Raw genomic sequence first — 22,915 nt, 5'->3', positions numbered from 1 at the left:
GGGAAAGGATAGTAAGATTATGGGGAAGAATAAAGTAATGGATTTTTTCTCGGCGCTGGGACGCAGCCTGCTGATGCCCATTGCGGCCCTGGCCGCATGCGGTATTGTACTGGGACTGACTTCCGCGCTTATGAAAGCACAGGTACAGGCGGCGGCCCCGTTTTTACAGCAGGAGCTTCTGTATTTCATCATCTCAACGTTAAATAAGGTTGCGGGTGTTGTATTTACACTGATTCCGGTCCTGTTTGCCATCTCCATCTCCTTCGGGATGGCGAGGGAGGAAAAGGAGATAGCCGCATTTGCAGGTTTTATCGGATACTATACGTTTTTAGTGGCCTCTTCCTGTATGATCCAATCAGGATTCATGAACTTTGGGGCGCTGAAGATATCTACCATCCTGGGGGTGGAAACGCTGGATATGGGCGCGGTGGCGGGTATTGTTACCGGCGTGGTGACTGCCGCGCTGCACAACCGGTACCATAAAATCACGTTCCCAGTGGCTATCTCCTTTTATGGGGGCAAACGTTTTGTGGCGATTGTGGTCATTCTGGCAATGGCTGCCGTGGGCCTGGCGGCGCCCTTTGTCTGGTCACCCGTATCCATGGCCATTGACGGCATGGGCGGGCTGATATCCGCTACCGGGCTGGCAGGGGTATTCGGATACGGCTTCCTGGAGCGCCTGCTGATCCCCACCGGGCTTCACCATGTGCTTAACGGCATTTTCCGTACCACCTCCATCGGCGGTGTCTATGAGGGGGTGGAGGGCTGCCTGAACATTTTTCTGCAGTTTATTGATAAGGTGGATATCTCGCAGCTTAAGCCTTTTACCGTGTTCCTGGGACAGGGCAAGATGCCCATGATGATGTTCGGTCTTCCGGCAGCGGCGCTGGCCATTTACAGGACATCCCCGCCGGAGAAAAAGGCAAAGGTGAAGGCGCTGATGATTGCGGGCGTTGCCGCCAGTATTGTATCCGGCATCACCGAGCCGCTGGAATTTTCCTTTATGTTCATCGCACCTCCCCTGTATCTGTTCCACGCATTGATGGGCGGGCTTTCCTTCATGCTGATGTCCGCGTTTAACGTCATCATTGGAAATACGGGAGGCGGCCTCATTGATTTCCTCATATGGGGCGTGTTCCAGCCAGGCTCGCACTGGTATTGGGTATTGATTACCGGACCGTTTTTCTCAGCGGCATACTATTATGTGTTTAAATGGTATCTTAGCAGAAAACAGCTGTCCATTGACGTGTCCGATGAAGAGCCGGAACAGGAGACCAAGGGGGGCAGCCTTGATGAGAAACAGCATATCCTTGCGTCCAGGATCATTGAAGGACTTGGGGGACGTGAGAACATCGTGGTGGTGAATAACTGTCTGACAAGGCTTCGGGTTGATTTAAAGGATATGGCGCTGGTAAATGATGAGTTATTGAAGAAGACCGGGGCCATGGGATTTGTCCGTCCCAGCGACGTGCACATCCAGGTGATCTATGGACCGAAGGTCGAAGGGATTGCATCCCATGTAAGGGAAGTATTGAAATATTAGGCTGTGTAAAAAGCATTGGCCTGGCCATACGGCAGGTCTTCTATCAAGGTATGAACTTGTTAGAAGACCTGTTTTTATTATGTGGATCAGGAGGTTTTCTGTGTTAGTGATGGCAAAACAGATGTATTTCTGCTAAAATTCAAATATATGGAAAATCATAAGATGGAGGAATGCCATGGAATATCATGATAAATATTTCACAAGGGAAGAAATCATCCGGAAATTCCAAGTGTTTGACGGTGAAAAAACACTTGGGGAGGTGGATGTAAGGGATGTGTTCCACACACAGGTGCCTGCCAAGGGGATTGCCGGCTGCGTCATTGAGCAGAGCGTATTGTCCATGAAACAGAATTCCACACAGGAAGCCGATCTGTCAATCCTACAGGCGGACGGCAGTTATAAGGATACGGAATTAAAGGTCACCGGGGTAGAACCTTCCAATAAACAGGGGGAGAAATACGCGGCAAAGGAGCCCATGTCACTGACAGCCGTCAGCATCGGGGTGATAGAACATGAGAAATTTTTGGAATCCCATTTTTATAATAAGATTGCCCATATGCTGTTCGTGTTCTATGTCTATGACAGGAAAAGCGGACAGAAGGTGGTTCCCTATGCTGAATATGACAGGTTTCCGGTTTTGGGATATAAGTTCCTTGATATTGCAGATGATAAGGATGAATTGGCAAAGTTTGAAAATGACTGGACCCAGGTCCATGATTATCTGCTCAGTATAGAAAACCGGGAGGACCGGTATGATTTATATCCGCTGCTGCATCAGAAAATAAAGAAAGACCTGTTTTACATTGACATTGCCCCAAGATTTAAGCAGCAGCCAAGGCAGACGCCCAGATTCCGGTTTAAGAAATCCTATGTAAATACATTGTTCCAGGGCTTCTACAATCATAAATTAGAAAAGCTCAGTGAGGAATTTAATTCATACAGCGAATTAGACCATAGGCTGCACGCGCTGACTAAACAGTATCGCGGCCGGACCGTGGAAGAACTGATACATATATTTGACATAGAAGTGAAGGACATTCATAAGCTATGTAAACATATAACGGAAACAATTGTCGTGCGTATGCTTGGCGGAACATCCAAAAGAATCAGCAGCATAGAATTATTTGAAAAAATCGGACTGATAGCAAAGACCATTACTGTCACGAAAAAGGGTATGGAAACAGAACAGATGAAACTGTTTACCATGGACCTGGATGAAATAACAAATCCCTCCCTTGAGTATGAAGACACAAGCTATTATGAGTATTTCAGCAATCATCAGATGCTGTGCATCATGTTTGAGGAACCATGCACGGCTGCGCCTCTGAATGATAATGTATTCCTGGGATTCAAGAGACTGGTCTTTGATGATGGGATGATAAACGGGACAATCAGGAATGTATATAAGGACATTTCAGATAAGATCAATAACAACGGTGTGGTGGAAAGCTATGTATACCGGAAGGATGGTAGGCAGCGGATTAATGATACCGGGGTTCCCATGACAGCATTGAATTTTCCCAAACAGGCCCAGTCGTCTGTTTTTGTAAGAGGTACGGGTACGGACAGCAATTCGAAACCGTGGGTATTTAAAGGCCGTGCAGCGGATGGGACAGATACCATACATGCCTATTCCCAGCAGATATGGATAAAAGGAAGATATATAACCGATATGTTAAGGAAAATTGATTTCATATAAGTGCCGGGGACACGTATCGATTTGAATCAATCCGGTCTAATCAATCCAATCTAATCAATCCGGGAATCCTGCCTGGTCTGTGCGGCCAGTTCAATCAGCAGCTGGATGATGGTCAGGATGCCCAGACGGGGATTGATATCAACATGGCGGTATTCTTCATTCTGGTCGTTTGTACAGAGGGCGATTGTGCTGTATGGAATCAGGGGGCTGTCCTCCTCACAGGTAAGCAGGACCGTGGTGGTTCCCCGGTCCCTGGCCCTTTGGAACACGGAGAGGTAGCGTCTGGCATCCCCGTGGGCCGTGATGATGAAGAGCACGGCATCGCTGCTGAGTTCATAGGCAAGCCCGTTCAGCAGGCGCTGCCACTCAATGAGGATACAGGGGTAGTCCAGGGAGGTGAGGACGGTCTGAAGATATTTGGCGGCCAGTGAGCTTAAGTTGGAGCCGTATATATAGATGGGCCGTCCGCTGGTGAGGAGGCCTGCGATCTCTTCCAGCTTTGCAACGTCAATCTGCTCCAGATTATCCCTGAACAGGGCCAGGGTATGATACATCAGGTCATCTGAAGACGGGGTCATATGAAGCTGCTTTAACTCGCCCCGGACCTGGTATTTAAATTCATTATAACCCTTCAGGCCCAGCTTCTGGCAGAAACGGACAATGGTCGCATTGGAGGTATAGAGGCTGGCGCTGAGGTCATTGAGGCTGGTATATATGGAAGCAGGCAGATTGGATTCAAAATATTGGAGGATTTCCTCCTCTGTCCCGGTAAGGTCCAGCTGGTGGGCTTTTTCAAATATGGGAATCATGGTTTCCTCCTTGAGGCTGTTCTCCGGACCGTTTATAACCCAGATAACAGCGTATGATGCTGTTGATTACATAAAATACGGGAAGCCTTGAGGTGAACTCCGCTCCGCGGTTCTCCCGCTGGTCGGTGAAAAAGCGGAAACTGACCGTGGCCAGGCCAGCCACCTCGTTGCTGGTGTATGGGGTAATGGAGAGGACCGGTATATCATTCATGCGGGCAATTTTGCCCAGGCGTACGGTTGGCCCGAAATTCCCCGTGGTGCTGATAAGTATCAGCAGGGATTCGGTATGGACATTCCTTAATATGTGTTCCCCCATTTTGGCGGATTCAATCTTATATACGTTCTGGCGTCCGATGGAGAACAGAAGTTTCTCAAAATAGTCGCTCAGTATGCTGGTGATTCCGCCGGGCGCCCAGAGATAGATGGGACAGCTGCTGTCAAAATAGCGGAAGGTGCGTCCAAGCTGGTCTTCGGATATCAGCTTGGAGGTCCCTTCAATATCAGAACACAGGCTGTCCATCATCATCCAGGTAGTAAAATCCTGGGCCTTATGGGTGTCAGGCCGGGATGGCTCCTTCTTAGCCGCGGCCCTCAGTGCGTACTTCAGTTCTGCGAAGCCGGAATATCCCAGCTTTTTACAGAACCGCAGGATGGTTGCGGAGGAGTAGCACACCTGGGAGGCCAGGGCCTGGATGCTCATGTCCGGCACGTCCTCGCCGTGCTCATAGACGAATTTCAAAATATTCAGCTCATTGTTGCTCAGGCTTTTGATGACGGCATCGTCCAGGTGCAGTGTGACCATAGGAACCTCCTTGTAAACGTTTGTGTCCATTTTATCACGAATCAGCCATAAGCCGCCAGTATTTTGTAAAGGTATTTTGATTTTCATTTAATTTATATGAAACACTTCCACAATCCGCTTTTTTATACTATAATACAATAGTTGAAGATAAATATCATGTACAGGAGACAATACATATGGAAAGAAAAGTAGGTACAGTTTCAAGGGGAATCCGCTGCCCGATCATAAGGGAGGGCGACAATCTGGCAGAAATTGTGGTGAACAGTGTTCTGGAAGCAGCAGAGAGCGAGGGCTTTGAAATCCGTGACAGGGATGTCATCTCCGTGACGGAATCCGTGGTTGCAAGGGCCCAGGGAAATTATGCCCCGATTCAGGCCATATCAGAGGATGTCAGGGCAAAGCTGGGAGGAGGGACCATCGGTGTCATATTCCCAATCCTGTCCAGAAACCGTTTCTCCATCTGCTTAAAGGGAATCGCAGGAGGCGCAAAGAAGGTCGTCCTTATGCTCAGCTATCCCACGGACGAGGTGGGCAACTCACTGGTATCCCTGGACCAGGTAGATGAGGCCGGAATCAATCCATACAGCGACGTGCTTACCCTGGAGCGTTACAGGGAGCTTTTTGGGGAGAACAGGCATGAATTTACCGGAGTGGACTATGTGGATTATTACTGTCAGATCATCAGGGACGCGGGCGCGGAGGCGGAAGTTATTTTTGCCAATAATCCCAAGGAGATCCTTAACCATACCAGCCGGGTCCTGACCTGTGACATACATTCCCGCGCAAGGACCAAGCGTATCCTTAAGGCGGCCGGAGCAGAGGTGGTGTGCGGAATGGACGATATCCTGAACGCGCCGGTCAATGGAAGCGGATGCAATGAGAAGTACGGGCTTCTCGGATCCAACAAGTCTACGGAGGACAGCATCAAGCTCTTCCCAAGGGAATGCACGGACCTGGTCCTGGATATTCAGAAGCAGATGCTTGACAGGACAGGAAAGCATGTTGAAGTCATGGTATACGGCGACGGGGCATTCAAGGATCCGGTAGGAAAGATCTGGGAACTGGCCGACCCATGTGTTGCCGTTGCCAATACAGAAGGGCTGGAGGGAACCCCCAACGAAGTCAAGTTAAAATACCTGGCTGACAATGACTTCAGGGATTTGTCAGGCGAAGCATTGAAGGACGCCATCTCACAGAGAATCAAGGAGAAGAAGTCCAACCTGGTTGGAGACATGTCTTCCCAGGGAACCACCCCAAGACGCCTTACGGACCTCATTGGTTCGCTCTGCGACCTTACCAGCGGCTCCGGGGACAAGGGGACTCCGATCATCCTGGTACAGGGGTATTTTGATAACTATACCAATTAGAAGCGGAGTAAATAGCCGTTTGGACTGTTACGTATGGGCAGCTTCAGCAATCCTGCACCCGCAGGATTGGTGGAGCTGTTTCGGTGTAAGGTATCAGTATGTGTGTAAAATTAAAAAAGAAAGAGGATATCATGGGTAAAAAGAAGTTTGGGATTATGGGAAATGGCTATCTGGCCGGAATTATAGTGGACGGTTATCTGAGCGGCATTTTAGATGAATACGAGTTGGTGGGGGTGATGGGACGCACCCCGGATAAGACTGCCGCCATAGCTGGACGAGGCGGATGTAAGGCATGCGGCACGGTTGAGGAACTGCTGGCCCTGAAACCCGATGTCGTGGCAGAGGCCGCATCCGTACAATGTATAAGGGACAACGCAGAAAAGATATTGTCCTCGGGTGTGGATCTGATTGTGCTTTCCATCGGCGCATTTGCAGATAAGGCATTGTATGATAAGATAAAAGAGACAGCCACGGAGCATGATACAAAAGTACATATTGCTTCCGGGGCAGTGGGCGGGTTTGATGTGCTGCGCACCGTATCCCTGATGGGTCAGGCCAAGTCCGGCATCTGCACCAGGAAGGGACCGGCATCCCTTAAGAATACCCCTCTGTATGATGATGCATTGATGACGGAGGAGGGAGAAAAGCAGGTTTTCAAAGGCAATGCCAAGGAGGCAATCTCCATACTGCCAACCAAGGTGAATGTAGCGGTGGCCGCGTCCCTGGCAACGACCGGACCGGAGGACACCAGCGTGGACATTTTCAGCGTGCCCGGAATGATAGGGGATGACCATAAGATAACTGCAGAGATAGACGGGGTAAAGGCGGTTGTGGACATCTACTCCAGTACCAGCGCCATTGCGGGATGGAGTGTGGTGGCGGTGCTCAGGAACCTTGTGTCGCCAATCGTGTTCTGACAATCTGCAGGCATTGTTTCAGGAAAATAAATAAGAACAGGAGAAGGAATCCATATGTTTAAGAAAATCGTTGCGATTGAGCCGGTGAACCTGGTTCCAAAGGCAGAAGAGGAGCTGCGCCGGTATGCCGGGGAAGTTAAGATTTATGAAGATATCCCTGGGGATGACCAGGAAATCATACAAAGGATTGGGGACGCGGACGGTGTCCTTGTAAGCTATACGTCAAGAATCAGCGCCCATGTGATTGAAAGCTGTCCTTCCATCCGCTACATCGGCATGTGCTGCAGCCTTTACTCGGAGGAAAGCGCCAACGTGGACATTGCATGCGCCAGGGCCAACGGCATCACCGTGCTGGGAATCCGGGATTACGGGGACCGGGGAGTGGTGGAATATGTGGTCAGTGAACTGGTGCGTTTCCTTCACGGCTTTGACCGTCCCATGTTCCGGGAAATGCCCATTGAGATTACGGACCTGAAAGTGGGTATTATCGGTATGGGCGTTTCCGGCGGAATGATTGCGGACGCCATGAAGTTCATGGGCGCCGACCTTTCCTATTACAGCCGTTCCAGGAAAATGGACAGGGAAGCCCAGGGCATGGCATACCGTCCCTTAAAAGAACTTCTGGAATACAGCGAGGTGGTGTTCACATGCCTGAACAAGAACGCCATCCTGCTCCACGAGGAGGAGTTCGGCCACCTTGGCACGGGCAAGATCCTTTTCAACACGTCCATAGGGCCGGCCTTTGACATCCCGGCGCTTAAAGCATGGCTGGACCGGGAAGGCAATTACTTTGTCTGCGACACGGAGGGCGCTTTGGGAGATCCTTCCGGAGAGCTTATAAAGCATCCTCATGTATTCTGCGCCCACATATCGGCAGGAAGGACCAGGCAGGCCTTTGACCTTCTGAGCGCCAAGGTGCTGGATAACATCCGCACGTTCCTGGCTGAATAAATTCAAAACGGCCCTTTTAACGTATCGCAGTTCTCCAGATTATCACATATCTTTTCCAGGCTGGTACAGAACTGTTCCATCTCTTCATCGGACAGGCCCTTCCATATCTGCCTGTCCGCAAAGTCAAGGATCTGATGGACTTTATCTGCTTCCTCCACACCTGCCTCTGTGAGACAGATGAGGAAGGAGCGGCGGCAGCCAGGGTCCCGTTCCCGGACCAGGTACCCGGATTCCTCCAGGCGGTCCAGGGAACGGGACATGGTGGTCACATCCATATGGCAGATATCTGCCAGTTCTTTCTGGGTAACATGGTCCTTGACCAGCAGGGAATCCAGTATCCGGGCATGGCCCTGGCCAAAGGTAAGGCCGATGGAGTTAAAGAACGGCTGGAGAAGGCGTTTACGCGCCTTCTCCGCCCTTACAAGCAGGCGGCGGACCTGATAACGTTCAATCATAGTACAGACTTCCTTTCCATAATGGTTCATTCCAACTCAAACTGTCCGGTATAAAGCTGATAATACCGTCCCTTCTGTTCCAGCAGTTCATCGTGGTTCCCACGCTCAATAATCTCCCCTTTTTCCAATACCATGATAGCCTTGGAGTTGCGCACCGTGGACAGGCGGTGGGCGATGACGAACACGGTACGTCCGTCCATCAGGGCGTCCATTCCTTTTTCAATGAGTTTTTCCGTCCTGGTGTCAATGGAGCTGGTTGCCTCATCCAGAATCAGCACAGGCGGACGGGAGATGGCGGCCCTTGCAATGGCAAGAAGCTGACGCTGGCCCTGGGACAGGTTGGAACCGTCACTGTGGAGCATGGTGTCGTATCCCTGGGGAAGACGGCGGATGAAGGAGTGGGCATTGGCAACCTTGGCCGCGTTCACCACATCCTCATCTGCTGCATCCAGGCGCCCATACCGTATATTGTCGGCAATGGTCCCGGTAAAGAGATGGGTATCCTGTATGACCATGGACAGGGAGCGGCGCAGGTCATCCTTTTTAATGTTCCTGATATCAATGCCGTCATAAGTGATGCTGCCGCTGTTGATTTCATAAAAACGGTTGACCAGGTTGATGATGGTGGTCTTGCCTGCCCCTGTGGAACCCACAAAAGCGATTTTCTGCCCGGGTTTGGCATATAGGCTGATGCCGTTCAGTATGGTTTTTTCAGACGTATACCCGAACACCACCTGATTGAAACGCACATCGCCTTTCAGTGGGATAAGACGGAAGGATGAGGCATTTGGGTCTGCATCCGCTGATACCGCCACCCCGGCCGGCACCTTCCACGCAAAGTCCTTTGTGAATCCGCTGCACTCCTTCATTTCCCCGTTTTCGTCCACCGCCACATTGCAGAGCGTCACGCTGCCTTCGTCCAGTTCCTGTCCTTCGTTCATCATATCGAAGATGCGCTCCGCACCGGAGAGGGCTGCCAGCAGGAAGTTAATCTGCTGCGTGAACTGGTTCATGGGCATGGCGCTCTGGCGCACATACACCAGATAGGATGCAAGGGTTCCAAGGTCCGTAAGCCCTGCCAGTGCAAAAAGACCGCCCACACATGCCGACAGGGCGTAATTGATATAGGACAGGGAAACGATGGTGGGGACCGTCATGCCGGAATAGGTGAGGGCTTTGGTGGCGGCTGCCCGGAAGGCCTCGTTGCGGCGGCAGAACTCCTCATAATCCTGGGCTTCGTGGTTAAATACCTTCTCAACCTTCTGCCCGGCAACCATTTCCTCCACAAATCCATTGATGCTTCCAAGGTATTTCTGCTGCTGTACAAAATATTTCCTGCTCCGTCTGCCGTTGAAACGGATGAACAGTATCATAAGGGCCAGGAAGACCATGACAATCAGCGACAGCTGCCAGCTCAGTATAAGGAGCATGGTCAGGGTGCCGGTGATGGTGATGAAGCTCTGTATCATCATGGCAAAGCTGCTGTTAAGCGCCTCGCTAATCGTATCCACGTCGTTGGTGAACCGGCTCATCAGTTCCCCGTGGGTATGGGCGTCAAAGTAGGTCAGGGGAAGGCGCTGGGTGTGGACAAACAGGTCGGAACGTATCTCGCTTACCACCTGCTGGGAAATGTGGACCATCATCTGGTTGTACGCATAGCAGGACAGCGCCCCGCACAGGTACAGGATTCCCATGAGTATGAGCATTTTCACAAGACCCGGTATATCGCCGGGGATGATATAGTTGTTGATGACTGGTTTTAAAAGGTAGGTTCCCAAAATGCTTGCCGAAGCGCTGACCGTGACCAGGAGCGCAATCATCAGCATATACCATTTATGGCGTCCAAGGTAGCTTAACATCTGCATCAATGTGCGTCTGGTATTTTTCGGTCTGTTATAATTTGCTATTCTTGCCATTACAGATTCGCCCCTTCCTGCTGGGAATAATAGATTTCCTGGTAAATCCTGTTCGTTGCCAAAAGCGTTTCGTGGCTGCCGGACGCATTGATCTTCCCATCTTCCAGGATGATGATCTGGTCCGCGTGAAGCACGGAGGAAATGCGCTGGGCAATGATGATTTTGGTGGTTCCCGGCATGTACTGCGCCAGGCCATCCCTTATCCTGGCCTCCGTGGCCGTGTCCACCGCGCTGGTGGAATCATCCAGTATCATTACCTTTGGCGATTTGAGGATGGCCCTGGCAATGCACAGACGCTGCTTCTGGCCGCCGGACACATTGACGCCGCCCTGGCCAAGCTCCGTATCATATCCCCGTTCCAGCCGGTCAATGAATTCATCCACACAGGCAATGTGGCATGCCGTTTCGATTTCCTCATCTGTCGCGTCCTCCTTGCCCCAGCGCAGGTTATCCTTCACGGTCCCGGAGAACAGGGTATTCTTCTGCAGCACCATTGCAATGGAATCCCTCAGATGCTTTAAGGGGTATTCCTGGACCGGATGGCCGTCAATATAGACCGTGCCGGAGGTTGCCTCATAAAGTCTTGGAATCAGCTGGACCAGCGTGCTTTTAGCCGCCCCGGTCTGTCCGATGATACCCACGGTCTGCCCGGGTTTGATATGGAAGGAAATATCAGACAGCACATACTCGGCCGCATCCTTATTATATTTAAAATACACATGTTCAAACCGTATATCACCCTGCTCCACATTCAGGTCCAGGGCCATGTCTTCCTTAATGTCGATTTCCTCGTCCATGACCTCCGAGATACGCTTCCAGGAAGCCAGCGCCCTGGTGGTCATCAGGAACACATTGGAAAACATCATCAGGGAATTAAGCACCTGAAGCACGTAACTGAGGAATCCTGTCAGTTCGCCCACCTTGACGCCGCCCACGGTCACCAGCCTGCCCCCGAACCAAAGGATGCAGAGGATGGTGGAATACATGACAAACTGCATGGCAGGCATATTGAGGGCTGCCAGGCCAAAGGCGTGTTGTGCGGTGTCCCGCAGGTTGGTATTGACCTGTTCAAATTTCTGTATCTCATAATCCCCGCGGACATAGGACTTCACCACGCGGATGGCCGTGAGGTTTTCCTGGATGATCCGGTTGACCAGGTCAATGGCGCCCTGCATCACTCCGTACAGGGGCCGTACATGGCTGATGATCAGGAACAGCAGGATGCCAAGCACCGGGGCAGCCACGAAGAAGACCAGGGCCAGCTTCGGATTAATATAGAAGGAAGCCACCATGGCCGTCAGCATCATCACCGGGGAACGGAACCCGGGGCGCATGCCTGTTGCAAGGGAGTTCTGTATGGTGGTCACATCGCTGGTAAGCCTTGTGACAAGGGATGAACTCCTGAAATGGTCTGTGTTGGCAAAGGAAAACTGCTGGAGCTTTGCAAACTCCGCCTTGCGGATCTCAGCGCCCACGCCCTGGCCGCACCGGGCCGAGAACATGGCCGAACCCTGCCCCAGAACCAGGGATATCAGGGCAAAAAACACCATCTGCAGCCCCTTCATCAGAATATAGTGCCGGTCGCCGCTGGCAACCCCCACGTCCACAATGGACGCCATCACAAGGGGGATGATAAGCTCAAACACAGTCTCCAGCTCGATGCATAGGACTGCCAGGGCGGCATCCCTTTTGTATGGCCGCAGATACTTTAGAAAATCCTTCATTCCGGATTCCTCCTTGTTGCATTTAATCTTTATGGAACTGAATTGCATGAGCAATAGTTGCATATGCAATTATTGTATGCTCATGTGTTGAAAATGTCAACGTGGTTGTGGTATACTTCTTAATAATGTTGTTTCAACAAATATTAGCAAGGATTCTCGCATCCTCTAAGGTGGTGAAATGAATTGCCAAAAACAAACTTAACGGCAGTGGTGGGCGGAGAGTAATCGGTATCCCCTACTGCCATGAGGTCAACCACGTATCTACGTAGGATGCAGCCGCACTTCGACAATATACCGAGCGTGGATTGAAATGATTCAGACAAGAGGAGAAGCATATGAGGAAAATTTATTCCGGCGCCCTGCTGTTCACAGCCGCCATGATATTCACCATGGGAACGCCGGTTACGGCAATGGCCTACGGACCGGGAAGCAGCGTGTATCACAGGGGCGGCCCTGGAGTGGACTATGATTACGGCACAGGATCCCCCGGCAGCTATGGCTATGGCTGGGGCCCGGGAGGGTATGATTACGGCGTGGGCCCGTCCGGGGTCATGGACTATGGCGGGCCATCGGGCACCCAGGGCAATGCCCAGGTCACCTCGGACAACGTGGTAAGGGCATATCCCGGCTTTAACACCAATGTGCCGGACACGTCCAGCTACGAATTCAACCCGGATTACTGGTGGGACTGGGATGACGATGACTGGGATGACTGGGACGATGACGACGACTGGTGGTATTACAGCGGAGGTCCCGGCGTCCAGTACGGACAGGGCTGGCGTTACAGCCCCAACGGCTGGTGGTTCCAGCTTTACGGAGGCAGCTGGCTGTCCAATGGATGGCAGCTCATACACAGCCGCTGGTACCGCTTTGACCAGAGCGGGTACATGGTCACGGGCTGGTTTACGGATGGGGACGGCAACCGCTACTATCTGAATCCCGTGGATGACGGCACCCTTGGCATGATGCGCACGGGCTGGCAGGTCATTGACGGCAGGTCCTATTATTTCAACACGCAGTCAGACGGCACCATGGGACGGCTGTTTGTGAACGCCACCACCCCTGACGGCTACCAGGTGGGGGCGGACGGGGCGCTGATCCAGTAGGACGCAGCCGCGGCGCTGATCCGGTAAAACGCGGAGGCGGCAGGATTTTGATATGATTAGGAGGGGAAATGGCTTTATTCCGGAAGATTGTTGTAGATGGACATGAATATGAGTGGAAATATACCTTTGACGACTATGACTGGCAGGAGCCGTCCCATCTTGTGTTCCGCTCCGTGGACCGGAAGCTGAAGATAATCCTGTATTTCCGTTCGCCTGGATGGGAAATCGGCAAGTGCCCGTTTAACGCAGGCCTGCCGGCTGTGAAAGACGGCGGACCGGTTATCGTGAATATGAACCAGCCCCGGTTCGTGGCGGAGCTGCTGCGCTATCTGCTGGAATACCGCCTGGGGCCATCATCCCGGGGGATTCTGGTATACAGGGACGGCCTGGATATCCTCCATGAACTGGGGTACCGGTTCGAGTACTCCCTGGGAAGCAGAACCCATGCTGCCCGGACAGAAAACTGAAAGAGAGGGAAACTTTGTGGATACTGATTTCATCAACCTGACAGCGGAGAACCTTGCCCATGAGCATTTATGCTGTATCATCCGCAGTAAAAAGCCCCATCCGGGGATTGAGGCAAAGCGGCAATGGCTTTCGGAACGGCTGAAGGAAGGCCATGTCTTCAGGAAGTTAAATGAAAAGGCAGTGGTTTTTATTGAATATGCCCCTCTTGAAACCGCCTGGGTCCCCATCCTTGGGGACAATTATTACTATCTGTACTGCCTGTGGGTTTCGGGCAGTTACAAGGGAAAGGGCTATGGAAAGGCACTGATGGAATACTGCCTGGCCGATGCGAGGGAGAAAGGGAAATCCGGCGTCTGCATGCTTGGGGCAAAGAAACAGAAATCCTGGCTTTCCGACCAGTCCTTTGCCAGGAAGTGCGGTTTTGAGGTGGCCGATACCACGGATGACGGATATGAGCTTCTTGCCCTTTCCTTTGACGGGACAACGCCAAAGTTCGCACCAAACGTTAAAAAGCAGGAAATCGAAAGCCAGGACCTGACCATTTATTACGATGCCCAATGCCCCTATATCCCCCAGAACATTGAGAGGATAAAACAGTTCTGCAGGATCAATGATGTCCCCGTATCCCTGATTCCGGTGGATACGCTGGAAAAAGCGAAGGCACTGCCCTGTGTATTCAATAATTGGGCCGTGTTTTACAAAGGGGTTTTTGAGACAGTGAACCTGCTGGATGAGGCTTATCTAAAAAGGATCCTGAAAAAACAGGACGCCCAATCATAAAAACAGAGGACCGTCCTCCTGCGGCAAGCAGGGGCGCGGTCCTCTGTCCTTATCGTATGGTATCTTTTGTTAAGACCAGAACAAACTCATTCTCTTTCGTGATATCCTTCATTGGTAAAATGAAAATCCTGCAAGGGGTCCGTCCCATCCGGAGTGTGTGATGGAGTTGTAATGCAATCTGGGAATTTCTTATGCCTGCCTGCCCGCAGTGCGGCGGGGGCGGCTGATTTAATATGTGCCGGAATCACCGGACCCTTACAGTTGTTTTTCATCCGTTCATAATGTTAATGCAGGATCCGGCTTTTTTATTGCAAAAAAAAATTGCCGCTTATTGCCAGTGGTTTTAATATATGATAATATAAAGGTTGTTTTACGGAAAAGAGGATAAGATCATGATACAGTATCTCATTGTATGCCCGCTTGTGTTCGTGGCCGGACTGGTTGATTCCATTGCCGGAGGAGGCGGGCTCATTTCCTTGCCTGCATATCTCATTGCAGGGGTACCTGCCCATATGGCCCTTGGAACCAACAAAATGAGTTCCGCCATGGGAACTGTCGTGTCCACGGCCCGGTTTGCCAGGAACGGCTATCTTCGCGGGAAAATGCTCATGGCCGTATGTTCGGCCGTGGCGGCGCTCATCGGTTCAGCCCTGGGCGCCCATCTGGCCCTGATGGTGCCGGGGGAAGTCATCAAGCACATGATGATAGTGGTATTGCCCATTGTCGCATTCTATGTATTAAGGAATAAGGACATGGGGGAAAATGAAAAGACAGGCACCATCCCACAGGCAAAGGTATTTGCAATCTGTATCGCGGCTGCATTTTTTATAGGCGGCTATGACGGGTTTTACGGACCGGGAACAGGAACCTTCCTGATCCTCATCCTGACCGGGGCGGCGGGACTGGATACCAGAAGCGCGTCCGCCCAGACAAAGGTGATTAACCTGGCGTCCAACATAGCGGCCCTTGTAACCTTCATTGCCACTGGAAATGTTTTTTACCCGCTGGGCCTTACGGCCGGGGTCTGCTCCATCGCAGGCCATTATATCGGAGCGGGCATGGTTGCCCACAATGGGAAAAAGGTGGTGCGTCCGGTTGTCCTTCTGGTACTGGCCGTGCTGTTTGTCAAGATCATCAGCGGAAAATAAAAGGAGTATGCATTATGAAATGGAAAAAATTTACATTAACCACCACCACGGAAGCAGTGGACCTGGTCAGCAGCATGTTCGATGATATTGGGATTGAGGGGATTGAGATAGAGGACAATGTTCCCCTGACCGACAAGGAGACAAAGGGGATGTTCATCGATATCCTTCCGGAGCTTCCGCCTGACGAGGGAATCGCCAAGGTCAGCTTTTATCTGGATGACGATGCGGATGTGGAGGAAATCCTTAAGAATGTGGAAGCGGGGCTGGATGAGCTGAGCCTGTTCACCGACCTGGGCGCCAGGACCATCACCGCTGGCGAGACAGAGGATAAGGACTGGATCAACAACTGGAAGCAGTACTTTAAGCCGTTTACCGTGGACCATATCCTGATCAAGCCGACCTGGGAGCCCATACCGGAGGAACACAAGGACAAGCTTCTGGTGCAGATTGACCCTGGCACTGCCTTCGGGACAGGCATGCATGAGACAACCCAGCTGTGTATCCGACAGCTGGAGAAGCGGGTGGATGAGGACACCCTGGTGCTGGATGTGGGAACCGGAAGCGGCATCCTGGGAATCACGGCCTTAAAACTGGGGGCAAAGGAAGTCTGGGGCACGGATCTGGACGAAAATGCCATCACTGCCGTGGGAGAGAACCTGGAGGCCAACAGCATTTCCACGGACAGGTTCCATGTGATACAGGGCAACATCATCGATGACAGATCCGTCAAGGACTGGGCCGGCTATGACAGGTACGATATAGTGGTGGCCAACATCCTGGCTGATGTAATCATCCTGCTGGTCAACGAGATTCCGGCCCATCTGAAGCAGGGCGGCTATTTCATCACCTCAGGCATCATCAATATGAAGGAAGAGGCGGTTAAGGCTGCATTTGCAAAATGTGAGGAACTGGAACTTGTGGAAGTGACTTATCAGGGCGAATGGGTTTCTGTGACAGCAAGGAAACGCTGATGACACCGAAGCCAGTGCTCCATCCAGGCAGAAAACGTGCTGTCTGGACGGAGCACTAGATATGGATTGGAGGTAAGCCATGCATCATTTTTTTGTGGCCCCGGCCCAGGTCATGGGGGATTGTATACGCATCACAGGTCCTGATGTGAACCATATGAAAAATGCCCTGCGCATGAAACCCGGGGAAGAGGTGCTGATCAGTGACGGCACGGGAACGGATTACCGCTGCGCCCTGTCATCCCTGGACAGCGATTGCGTTGAAGCCCGGATTGTGTCCGTGGACCGGGATGGAAGGGAACTGCCTTCCAGGATCTGGCTCTTCCAGGGGCTGCCCAAATCTGATAAGATGGAGTTGATCATCCAGAAAGCGGTGGAACTGGGGGCGGCGTGCATTGTCCCGGTGTCCACGAAGAATGCGGTTGTGAAGCTGGATGCAAAGAAGGAGGAGGCCAAGCGCAAGCGGTGGCAGGCCATTGCAGAGAGCGCGGCCAAACAGTCAGGGCGCAGCCTGATGCCTGAGGTCATGGGACTGATGACATTGGGACAGGCCTTTGATTATATAGAGAAGGAACAGTTCGCCCTGCGCCTGATTCCATATGAGCACGAAGCCGGGATGGAAGGCAGCAGGCAGGAGCTTTCCCGCGTTGGGCCTGGGCAGGATATTGCGGTATTCATTGGCCCGGAAGGCGGGTTTGACGAGGCGGAGATTAATCTTGCCCTGAAAAAGGGCGTGCGCCCGGTAAGCCTTGGGAAACGGATACTGAGGACAGAGACAGCGGGACTTGCCATGCTGTCCGTGCTCATGATGCGGCTGGAGGGCGGGCTGTAGGGACAGAAGGCCAGTAGTGCAGCTGAAAGGCGGGCTGCATGAACTCAAAAGGCCCGCAGTGCGGCCGGATGACAGGCTATAGGCCCGTAAAAGGGCAGGCAGATAGAATATAGGAGACAGACCATGGAAGTATATTTTGACAATTCCGCCACAACCCGTGTGCTTGACAGCGTCAGGGATGTGGTGGTAAAGGTAATGACAGAGGATTACGGCAATCCTTCTGCCAAGCATAAAAAGGGGATGGAGGCAGAGCAGTATGTGCGCCAGGCCGCATCCAGGATTGCAAAGACCCTGAAGGTTAAGGATAAGGAAATCCTCTTTACCTCCGGCGGCACGGAATCCAACAACATGGCCCTGATAGGGACGGCCATGGCCAACCAGAGGGCTGGAAAACACATTATCAGCACCAGGATTGAGCACGCCTCCGTGTATAACCCTCTGGCATTCCTGGAGCAGCAGGGCTTCGAGGTGACCTATCTGTCCGTGGACGGCCAGGGACACATTTCCTTAGAGGAGCTGGAAGCATCCATACGGCCGGATACCATCCTGGTGTCCGTCATGTATGTGAATAATGAAGTGGGGGCCATAGAGCCGGTAGAAGAGATTGCCTCCCTGGTCCATGGTAAGAACCCGGCCATCCTCCTTCATGTGGATGCCATACAGGCATACGGCAAGCTGGTCATCCACCCAAAGAAACAGGGAATCGACCTGTTAAGCGTCAGCGCCCACAAGTTCCACGGGCCAAAGGGCGTGGGCTTCCTGTTCATTGACGAACGGGTGAAGATACGTCCCCTGCTCTACGGCGGAGGACAGCAGAAGGACCTGCGCTCCGGCACGGAAAATGTCCCGGGGATTGCCGGAATGGGCGCCGCTGCCTGGGAAATGTACACGGACCACCAGAAAAAGGTGGATTATATCACCAGCCTCAAGGATTATATGATAGACAGGATGGAACAGCTGGAGGGGGTAACGGTCAACAGCTTAAAAGGCAGCCAGGGCGCGCCCCAGATTGTCAGCGCCGGCTTTGCAGGCGTCAGGAGCGAGGTGCTGCTTCACGCCCTGGAGGACAAGGGAATCTACGTGTCCTCGGGTTCGGCCTGTTCATCCAACCACCCTGCAATCAGCGGCACCTTAAAGGCCATCGGGGTAAAGAAGGAGCTTCTGGATTCCACCCTCAGGTTCAGTTTTGGGCTGTTTAACACAAAAGAGGAGATTGATTATTGTATGGAGGCGCTGGAAGGACTTCTTCCCGTACTCAGGAAATATCACAGAGGATAAATGACACCGCAACAATGAAAGAAAGAGGTAAAACATGCAGTACCAGTCATTTTTAATTAAGTACGCGGAAATCGGCACCAAGGGAAAGAACCGTTACATGTTCGAGGATGCCCTGATGAAACAGATCCGGTATGCGCTGCGGGATGTGGATGGCCAGTTCGAGGTCACAAAGGAATCCGGCCGCATCTATGTGAAGGCGGATGGGGAATACGATTACGATGATACCGTGGAAGCCCTTGGACGCGTGTTCGGAATCGCGGACATCTGCCCCATGGTGCAGATTGACGACAAGGATTATGAAAACCTGAAACATCATGTAAAGGAATACATGGACCAGGTTTACCCAGACAAGAACCTTACCTTTAAGGTGGACGCCAGGAGAGGGGATAAGCAGTATCCTGTGACCTCAGATCAGATTAACAGGGATTTAGGGGAGGTAATCCTGGAAGCATTCCCACAGATGAAGGTGGATGTCCATCATCCGGACGTGCTGCTGCGGGTGGAGGTGCGCCAGAAAATCAATCTGTTCTCCCAGATGATCCCAGGACCGGGCGGCATGCCCATAGGGACCAACGGAAAGGCCATGCTGCTGCTTTCCGGCGGCATTGACAGCCCGGTGGCAGGGTACATGATTGCCAAGAGGGGCGTGAAGATAGACGCCGTATATTTCCATGCGCCGCCCTACACAAGCGAGCGGGCCAAGCAGAAGGTGGTGGACCTGGCCAATCTGGTTGCGCGCTACGCCGGGCCAATCATGCTGCACGTGGTGAATTTCACGGATATCCAGCTTTATATCTACGATAAATGCCCCCATGAGGAACTGACCATCATCATGCGCCGCTATATGATGCGCATTGCCCAGACCATTGCAGGACAGAACGGGGCCATCGGCCTGATTACAGGCGAGAGCATCGGCCAGGTTGCCTCCCAGACACTGCAGTCCCTGGCAGCCACCAACGAAGTGTGCACCATGCCTGTATTCCGTCCGGTAATCGGATTTGATAAGCAGGAGATTGTGGACGTATCCGAGAAAATCGGCACCTATGAGACATCCATCCAGCCCTTCGAGGACTGCTGTACCATCTTCGTGGCAAAGCATCCTGTGACAAAGCCCAACATCAATGTAATCCACAGCTCGGAACGCCATCTGGAAGAAAAGATTGACGGACTGGTGGAGACGGCGCTTGCTACCACGGAGCAGATCCTCTGCCAGGGCTAGGTCGTGTTTGAAAATTCATTCCCGCCGTCTGCCCTAAGGAATCCACCAGAGGTACCCCCTTAGGACAAAGCACGCCCCACTTCGCGGTATATTTGGCCCCGATTCAGTCAGCGTAGCCCGCTACGCCTCCATCATCGGGACCAAATCTCCCACAAAGTGGGACGCACAGCCGACGGAAAGCAATTTTCAAACACGCTTTAGGGCCTGTCGGAAAGCAATTTTCAAACACGCCCTGGGGTCTGTCGGAAAGCAATTTTCAAACACGCTCTGGGGTCTGTCCGAATCGCGCAAAAAGGGCGGGACATATCCGGCAGCCAAGGATTGCAGGAAATATAAAAAAGAGTCTGCGTCAGCAGACTCTTGCTTCTTTCCTTGTTAAACCATGCGGTGTGGTCCCCGCCGTGGGATGTATGACAAAGATTAGATGATGTAAGGCTTCAGGATGCCCAGAATCTCCTCAACATTGCTTTCTGCATGGATGTTCAGGTCGATGGGCTTGGACAGATCCAGGCTGAAGATGCCCATGATGGACTTTGCATCAATCACGTATCTGCCGGAAACTAAATCAAAATCAACATCAAACTTAGCTAAATCATTTACAAATGACTTAACCTTGTCAATGGAATTTAACGAAATGCGAACTGTTTTCATACGAAGAACCCTCCTTGTGGTGTGTGTGAATTGAATTGCAGTTTAGTATAACTGCTTTGCTTTAATACTACAGACCGCGGGGGTAAAAGTCAATAGTGAGATTGCATGAAAAATTCAGTAAGAAACTGGTAAATTGGTTATGGCAGTACATTGCCCCCGGCAATCGGGGGATGGAGGTCTGGCCATGACCTGATAAATAGGAGGTTTTAACATGCCAAAAGCAGCCCTGCACAACCTGGGATGCAAAGTAAATGCTTATGAGGCAGAGGCCATGCAGCAGCAGCTCAGGGAGCACGGATACGAGATCGTGCCCTTTGATGAAAAGGCGGATGTCTATATCATCAACACATGTTCCGTGACCAATGTTGCGGACAGGAAATCACGCCAGATGCTTCACCGGGCCAAGAAGCTGAACCCGGAATCCGTGGTGGTGGCGGCCGGATGCTACGTGCAGGTGGCTGCGGACACGCTTAAGGAGGACGCGTGTGTGGACGTGATTATCGGCAATAACAAAAAGGGCCAGCTGGTACAGATCCTGGATGAATATATGGAGGGCAGGCTTAAAGAAGATGAAGGGCCAAAATCCGGTATACACGTGCTGGATATCGGGGGCACCGATGAATATGAGCCTCTTCACGTGGACAATATCGAGGACCACACAAGGGCATTCATCAAGGTGCAGGACGGCTGCAACCAGTTCTGCAGCTACTGCATCATCCCCTATGCCAGGGGCCGGGTGAGGAGCCGGAAGCCGGAAGATGTGGAGGCGGAGGTGGAAGGCCTGGTTGCCAGGGGATACAAGGAAGTGGTCCTTACCGGAATCCACCTCAGCTCCTATGGGATGGAACACAGGGAGGGAGGACCGGTACAGGGCGGTAACTGGGACCACGGCCCCCTGCTTGACCTGATAGGAAGAATCCACCGGATACCGGGACTGGAGCGTATCCGCCTGGGATCGTTGGAGCCGCGGATCATCACGGAGGAATTTGCAGAGGCTTTGGCGGGCCTGGCTAAGTTCTGCCCGCATTTCCACCTGTCCCTCCAAAGCGGCTGCGACGCCACATTAAAGAGGATGAACCGCCATTATACCACGGAGGACTATTTAAGGCGCTGCGGCATATTGCGGAAATGGTTTGATCATCCGGCCATTACCACGGACGTGATTGTGGGATTCCCGGGAGAAACCCAGGAGGAGTTTGAAATCACAAGGGAGTTCCTTAAAAAGGTGCATTTTTATGAAATGCATGTATTTAAATACTCCAAGCGGGCCGGAACCAGGGCAGCCCTGATGCCGGACCAGGTGCCGGAGCAGGTGAAGGCGCAGCGCAGCGATGTGCTGCTGGAGCTGGAAGCATCCATGTCGCGGGAATACAGGGAACATTTTGCCGGAAGCCGGGTATCCGTACTCTTCGAAGACGTGGCGGAGGTGGATGGCAGGAAATATATCACAGGCCATACCCCGCAGTATGTGAAGGCGGCCCTTCCTGTTAAGGACGGGGAGGAAAATGTATTATCCGGTCAGATTCTCTGTCTTGACGCAGTCAGATTGCTGACAGGGGAGTTGCTGGAAGTCAGGAAAATGCAGGATTGTTGATGGTATATATTTTTCCAAAAATAGAAACATTTCCCTGGGTTGACGGAAATATTATGCGAAATTTTACAAATACATGACAATAATTAGAAAAAATTAAGAAAATTATCTATTGCCGAATAGGAAAATATAATGTAGAATAGAGAAGAATACTTAAAGGACGTGATGACATGGGCAATATAAGTGAAACTCAATATTTTCAAGCTGTTCAGGACAAGAAGATGGAAGTAAGCGATGTGCTGGAGCAGGTGTATATTGCCTTGACCGAGAAAGGATATAACCCTGTGAATCAGATAGTGGGATATATCATGTCTGGGGACCCGACTTATATTACCAGCCATAAGGGCGCCAGAAGCCTTATCATGAAGGTTGAACGGGATGAGATTCTGGAAGAACTGATGGCTGTGTATATTGATGCCCGTTTGCGGTAGGACGTGTTTGCGGATTCCTTTCCAGACACGCATTAAGGCATGAAGATGCTTTCGTGACAGGCGTACGGTTCAGGGGATGCCGGACGGAGCGCTGTACCCGTGATGCCCAACCAGGACGTGGAACGAATGATGAGACACGTTTTGGTATCAGGAAGAGGCAGGATTGGGACAGGCACGGTCAGGCACACCGTGGCGAAAGATGGGAAGGCCCGTTATGCGGGCCTTCTCGGCAATGTACGGATATGTAAGATAAGACAGGG

General features: G+C 51.9%; 22 protein-coding genes and 1 pseudogene. 16 read left to right on the top strand and 7 right to left on the bottom strand.

What is annotated here, in order from left to right; genetic code table 11:
* Positions 1 to 16 precede the first annotated feature (16 nt).
* Positions 17 to 1,543 (top strand): PTS transporter subunit EIIC, encoded by a 1,527-nt coding sequence (locus LK536_RS43875; protein ID WP_227796169.1) that lies wholly within the window; start codon positions 17 to 19, stop codon positions 1,541 to 1,543.
* 175 nt (positions 1,544 to 1,718) lie between these two features.
* Positions 1,719 to 3,242, top strand: coding sequence for a MutH/Sau3AI family endonuclease (locus LK536_RS43870; protein ID WP_227796075.1), 1,524 nt, complete (start codon positions 1,719 to 1,721; stop codon positions 3,240 to 3,242).
* A gap of 50 nt (positions 3,243 to 3,292) precedes the next feature.
* On the opposite strand, the gene LK536_RS43865 is transcribed toward LK536_RS43870, so the two are convergent.
* Complete coding sequence (locus tag LK536_RS43865) at positions 3,293 to 4,051, bottom strand: MurR/RpiR family transcriptional regulator (protein ID WP_040379937.1); 759 nt, start codon at positions 4,049 to 4,051, stop codon at positions 3,293 to 3,295.
* Complete coding sequence (locus LK536_RS43860) at positions 4,035 to 4,853, bottom strand: MurR/RpiR family transcriptional regulator (protein WP_227796076.1); 819 nt, start codon at positions 4,851 to 4,853, stop codon at positions 4,035 to 4,037. The genes LK536_RS43865 and LK536_RS43860 overlap by 17 nt, the downstream gene beginning before the upstream one ends.
* 176 nt (positions 4,854 to 5,029) lie before the next feature.
* Here LK536_RS43860 and LK536_RS43855 point away from each other — a divergent pair, with 176 nt between their 5' ends.
* From LK536_RS43855 to LK536_RS43845, 3 genes are all read left to right on the top strand, one after another.
* On the top strand, positions 5,030 to 6,220 hold the full coding sequence (locus LK536_RS43855) for a coenzyme F420-0:L-glutamate ligase (RefSeq protein ID WP_227796077.1): 1,191 nt from the start codon (positions 5,030 to 5,032) through the stop codon (positions 6,218 to 6,220).
* Positions 6,221 to 6,351: 131 nt separating this feature from the next.
* Positions 6,352 to 7,137: an aspartate dehydrogenase domain-containing protein gene (locus tag LK536_RS43850; RefSeq protein ID WP_025486281.1), complete on the top strand. Its 786-nt coding sequence runs from the start codon at positions 6,352 to 6,354 to the stop codon at positions 7,135 to 7,137.
* Between the two features lie 54 nt (positions 7,138 to 7,191).
* Positions 7,192 to 8,088, top strand: coding sequence for a D-isomer specific 2-hydroxyacid dehydrogenase family protein (locus LK536_RS43845; protein WP_227796078.1), 897 nt, complete (start codon positions 7,192 to 7,194; stop codon positions 8,086 to 8,088).
* 2 nt (positions 8,089 to 8,090) lie between these two features.
* Here LK536_RS43845 and LK536_RS43840 read toward each other — a convergent pair whose 3' ends face one another.
* From LK536_RS43840 to LK536_RS43830, 3 genes are read right to left on the bottom strand one after another with little or no spacing between them, the layout of a single operon-like run.
* A complete protein-coding gene (locus LK536_RS43840; protein ID WP_025486283.1) occupies positions 8,091 to 8,543 on the bottom strand; it encodes a MarR family winged helix-turn-helix transcriptional regulator in 453 nt (150 codons plus the stop codon).
* 26 nt (positions 8,544 to 8,569) lie between these two features.
* Positions 8,570 to 10,459, bottom strand: coding sequence for an ABC transporter ATP-binding protein (locus LK536_RS43835; RefSeq protein ID WP_025486284.1), 1,890 nt, complete (start codon positions 10,457 to 10,459; stop codon positions 8,570 to 8,572).
* Positions 10,459 to 12,183: an ABC transporter ATP-binding protein gene (locus LK536_RS43830; protein WP_130789765.1), complete on the bottom strand. Its 1,725-nt coding sequence runs from the start codon at positions 12,181 to 12,183 to the stop codon at positions 10,459 to 10,461. Before LK536_RS43830 ends, LK536_RS43835 begins: the two co-directional genes overlap by 1 nt.
* Positions 12,184 to 12,518: 335 nt before the next feature.
* Between LK536_RS43830 and LK536_RS43825 the strand changes: the two genes are divergently transcribed.
* From LK536_RS43825 to LK536_RS43785, 9 genes and pseudogenes are all read left to right on the top strand, one after another.
* On the top strand, positions 12,519 to 13,289 hold the full coding sequence (locus tag LK536_RS43825) for a hypothetical protein (RefSeq protein WP_025486285.1): 771 nt from the start codon (positions 12,519 to 12,521) through the stop codon (positions 13,287 to 13,289).
* 68 nt (positions 13,290 to 13,357) lie between these two features.
* A complete protein-coding gene (locus LK536_RS43820; protein WP_025486286.1) occupies positions 13,358 to 13,756 on the top strand; it encodes a hypothetical protein in 399 nt (132 codons plus the stop codon).
* 16 nt (positions 13,757 to 13,772) lie between these two features.
* Positions 13,773 to 14,537, top strand: a complete 765-nt coding sequence (locus LK536_RS43815) for a GNAT family N-acetyltransferase (protein ID WP_227796079.1) — start codon at positions 13,773 to 13,775, stop codon at positions 14,535 to 14,537.
* 392 nt (positions 14,538 to 14,929) lie between these two features.
* Positions 14,930 to 15,685, top strand: coding sequence for a sulfite exporter TauE/SafE family protein (locus LK536_RS43810; protein WP_008718517.1), 756 nt, complete (start codon positions 14,930 to 14,932; stop codon positions 15,683 to 15,685).
* Between the two features lie 14 nt (positions 15,686 to 15,699).
* Entirely contained in the window at positions 15,700 to 16,656 is a 957-nt protein-coding gene (prmA, locus tag LK536_RS43805) for a 50S ribosomal protein L11 methyltransferase (RefSeq protein WP_227796080.1), read from the top strand.
* Positions 16,657 to 16,735: 79 nt separating this feature from the next.
* A complete protein-coding gene (locus LK536_RS43800) occupies positions 16,736 to 17,485 on the top strand; it encodes a 16S rRNA (uracil(1498)-N(3))-methyltransferase (RefSeq protein ID WP_008718513.1) in 750 nt (249 codons plus the stop codon).
* A 123-nt stretch (positions 17,486 to 17,608) separates the two neighbouring features.
* Positions 17,609 to 18,763, top strand: a complete 1,155-nt coding sequence (locus LK536_RS43795) for a cysteine desulfurase family protein (protein WP_130789767.1) — start codon at positions 17,609 to 17,611, stop codon at positions 18,761 to 18,763.
* Positions 18,764 to 18,797: 34 nt separating this feature from the next.
* The gene (gene thiI, locus LK536_RS43790; protein WP_008718508.1) at positions 18,798 to 19,982 is read left to right on the top strand and encodes a tRNA uracil 4-sulfurtransferase ThiI; all 1,185 of its coding nucleotides are present in this window, start codon (positions 18,798 to 18,800) and stop codon (positions 19,980 to 19,982) included.
* Between the two features lie 40 nt (positions 19,983 to 20,022).
* Positions 20,023 to 20,139 (top strand): annotated as a pseudogene (locus LK536_RS43785) (DUF6783 domain-containing protein); the annotation flags it as partial.
* On the opposite strand, the gene LK536_RS43780 reads toward LK536_RS43785, so the two are convergent.
* Both LK536_RS43780 and LK536_RS43775 read right to left on the bottom strand, forming a co-directional pair.
* A complete protein-coding gene (locus tag LK536_RS43780; protein WP_420315228.1) occupies positions 20,086 to 20,211 on the bottom strand; it encodes a DUF6783 domain-containing protein in 126 nt (41 codons plus the stop codon). The pseudogene LK536_RS43785 and the gene LK536_RS43780 overlap by 54 nt on opposite strands.
* A 191-nt stretch (positions 20,212 to 20,402) precedes the next feature.
* On the bottom strand, positions 20,403 to 20,633 hold the full coding sequence (locus LK536_RS43775) for an HPr family phosphocarrier protein (RefSeq protein ID WP_008718507.1): 231 nt from the start codon (positions 20,631 to 20,633) through the stop codon (positions 20,403 to 20,405).
* A gap of 211 nt (positions 20,634 to 20,844) precedes the next feature.
* On the opposite strand from LK536_RS43775, the gene mtaB reads away from it, so the two are divergent.
* Both mtaB and LK536_RS43765 read left to right on the top strand, forming a co-directional pair.
* Complete coding sequence (gene mtaB, locus LK536_RS43770; RefSeq protein ID WP_227796081.1) at positions 20,845 to 22,227, top strand: tRNA (N(6)-L-threonylcarbamoyladenosine(37)-C(2))-methylthiotransferase MtaB; 1,383 nt, start codon at positions 20,845 to 20,847, stop codon at positions 22,225 to 22,227.
* 167 nt (positions 22,228 to 22,394) lie between these two features.
* Positions 22,395 to 22,655: an IreB family regulatory phosphoprotein gene (locus LK536_RS43765; protein WP_008718501.1), complete on the top strand. Its 261-nt coding sequence runs from the start codon at positions 22,395 to 22,397 to the stop codon at positions 22,653 to 22,655.
* Positions 22,656 to 22,915: the final 260 nt, after the last annotated feature.

Origin of the sequence: Clostridium pacaense, from assembly GCF_020709765.2 — a bacterium.
In the GTDB taxonomy this organism is placed as follows: Bacteria; Bacillota; Clostridia; order Lachnospirales; family Lachnospiraceae; genus Enterocloster; species Enterocloster hominis.
This window is presented reverse-complemented; position numbering and strand designations above follow the sequence as displayed.